Consider the following 2,561-nt stretch of genomic DNA (forward strand, 5'->3'; position numbering starts at 1 on the left):
ATATGCAGGATCTCCTCCCACTCGGTGCCGTGCATCTCGCCCCAGAGTTCCAGCGGCGGGTGGAAGCGGATCTCGTCGAGGCCGGCCTCCGAGAGCCGGCGCATGTTCTCCCGCCCGCCCGTGATCCCCGTATAGAGGTGGGTATGGTGGTCCTCGCCGAACTCCTCCTTGAGCAGGCGCAGATACCGGCAGGTCTTCTCCATGGCCTCCTGGGGCTCGCCGCCCGTCAGCGAGGTGCCCAAAGCGTCCATCCGTTTCGCCTCCTCGATGACGTCCTCGTCGCTCTCGACGGGCCGTTCGTTGGCGTAGACCTGGGTGACGTTCTTGCGGTTCTCCCCCAAGGGACAGTAAAAGCAGTCACGCTGGTCGCAGTAGCCGTAGACGAACAGCACCATCTTCCCCCCTTCGGCGCACTGCTCACAGCCCTTGGAAATCATTCATAGGCAATAGCGGCCCCATCGACAAAAGCCGACCGATCCGGACCGCTACCGAAATCCCGGAAAGGCTTGTGGCGTCCCGACCGGGGTTATATCCTGCCTCCCGTAGCCCGCCTGTTCATCATGAAGGCATACGAGGTACGGGACGACGACGAGGGCGACGGAGGCGGGGAGTTTTCGGGGCTCGTGGCGACCGAACGCGAGCGCCCGACGCCCGGACCGGGCGAGGCGCTCGTCCGGATGGACGCCTGTGCGCTCAACTACCGTGATCTGGCGGTCGCGAGCGCCGAGCTGGCCTACCCGGGGGTGGAGTACCCCGTCATACCCCTCTCGGATGGTGCCGGCGAGGTCGTCGAACTCGGTGGGGACGTCGATCGGTTCGCGGAGGGCGACCGGGTCGCGACGGCCTTCTTCCCCGACTGGATCGACGGTCCGCTGACCCCGGGCGATAACCACCGCTCGCCGGGCGGCACCATGGACGGCACCCTCGCCGAGTATATCACCTACCCCGCCGAGGCCCTCGTCGAGGTCCCCGACTACCTCACGATCGAGGAGGCGGGCTCGCTGACCTGCGCGGCCGTGACGGCCTGGACGGCGCTCGCCGAACACGGCGAGCTGACCGCCGGCGAGCGCGTGCTCTGTTTGGGCACGGGCGGTGTCTCGACGTTCGCCCTGCAGTTCGCCGTGGCCCAGGGTGCCGAGACGGTCGTGACCTCCTCGAGCGACGCGAAGCTCGAACGCGCCCGCGAGCTGGGCGCCGACCGCACGCTGAACTACGAGGAGACGCCCGACTGGGGTGAGGCGGTGAGCGAGATGACCGACGGCGGCGTCGACCACGTGATCGAGATCGGCGGCCAAGGGACCTTGGAACGGTCGCTCCGTGCGACCGGCCCCGACGGCGAGGTCCACCTCATCGGCGTGCTCACAGGTATTTCCGGCGAGGTCGACCCCGCGCCGATCATGAACACTCCCCTGTCGGTTCGCGGAGTGAGCGTCGGCAGCCGCGGCGCGTTCGAGCGGATGCTCACGGCGATGGAGAGCGCGGAGGTTCGCCCGGAAATCGACCGGACCGTCGGGTTCGACGAGGCCCACGAGGCCTACCGGTACGTCCGAGACGGTGCCCATCAGGGGAAGGTCGCGATCACCATCGACTGAGGCCGTCCCCGAAGGTCCTTATCCGCCCGCCGTGTAGCCCCGGTCGATGCTGCTGGTGCTGTGTGTCGACCTGGACGACGACATCGGCCGAAAGACCGGCTTCGATACCCCGGTCGTGGGCCGCGAGCCCTGCGAGGCTGCCGCCGTCGCGCTCGCCACCGCCGACCCCGAGGACTCGGACGTCAACGTCCTCTTCCAGGGCGTCCACCTCTACGACGAGCTCGCGAGCGAGGGCGAGGCCGTCGAGGTCGCCGCCATCACCGGCAACGCCAAGGCCGACGTGAGCGCCAACCGTGAGGTCGGGAACGAACTCGACCGCGTGCTCGCGGGGCTCGCGACCGGCGAGTCGATCTCCGCGATCATCGTCACCGACGGCGCCCAGGACGAGAGCGTCATCCCCGTGATCCGCTCGCGAGTGCCGGTCGACGGCGTCCGTCGGGTCGTCGTCCGGCAGGCTCAAGATTTGGAGTCGATGTACTACACGATCAAGCAGGTGCTGAACGACCCCGAGACGAGGGGGACGATCCTCATTCCCCTCGGAATCCTCCTGCTCATCTACCCGTTGGTGGCCGTCGCGGACCTGCTGGGGCTTCCCGGCAGCATTCTCGGCGTGCTCTCGGCGATGCTGGGGCTCTACGTTCTCTTTCGCGGATTGGGCCTCGAGGAGACCGTCGACGAGTACGCCGAGGGTGGCCGCCGACTGCTCTATACGGGCCGGGTGACGCTCATTACCTACGTGGTGGCGGCCGCACTGCTGTTCATCGGCGGGATCGGCGGGCTCGAATCCTTGGAGCGCGCCCGCTCAACGATGGTGCTTGGCACCGGCGGCGTGATCGCCGCGCTGGTCTACGGCGCGATCCAATGGTTCGCTGCCGCCGGGATCACCTCCAGTCTCGGCCAGATCACCGACGAGTACCTCGCCGGGCGCTTCGAGTGGCGCTACCTCAACGCCCCCTTCTACGTCATCTC

3 protein-coding genes are annotated in these 2,561 nt (G+C 67.8%); 2 read left to right on the plus strand and 1 reads right to left on the minus strand.

Translation table 11 applies throughout. From position 1 onward, the window contains the following. On the minus strand, nucleotides 1-437 hold a 437-nt coding region (locus EAO80_RS18790), incomplete at its 3' end, for a radical SAM protein (RefSeq protein WP_245998736.1). A gap of 123 nt (nucleotides 438-560) precedes the next feature. Between EAO80_RS18790 and EAO80_RS18795 the strand changes: the two genes are divergently transcribed. Together EAO80_RS18795 and EAO80_RS18800 are read left to right on the plus strand one after the other, a co-directional pair. Then, a complete protein-coding gene (locus EAO80_RS18795; protein WP_122091356.1) occupies nucleotides 561-1,592 on the plus strand; it encodes a zinc-dependent alcohol dehydrogenase family protein in 1,032 nt (343 codons plus the stop codon). A 46-nt stretch (nucleotides 1,593-1,638) separates the two neighbouring features. Then, the coding region (locus EAO80_RS18800) for a DUF373 family protein (RefSeq protein WP_122091357.1) at nucleotides 1,639-2,561 on the plus strand (923 nt) is incomplete at its 3' end.

The sequence above is a fragment of the Halalkalicoccus subterraneus genome (genome assembly GCF_003697815.1).
Taxonomy (GTDB): Archaea; Halobacteriota; Halobacteria; order Halobacteriales; family Halalkalicoccaceae; genus Halalkalicoccus; species Halalkalicoccus subterraneus.

Excerpts from the sequence above, each read along its gene's own strand:
- EAO80_RS18795 (WP_122091356.1), top strand. The coding sequence starts at position 561 with ATGAAGGCATACGAGGTACGGGACGACGACGAGGGCGACGGAGGCGGG.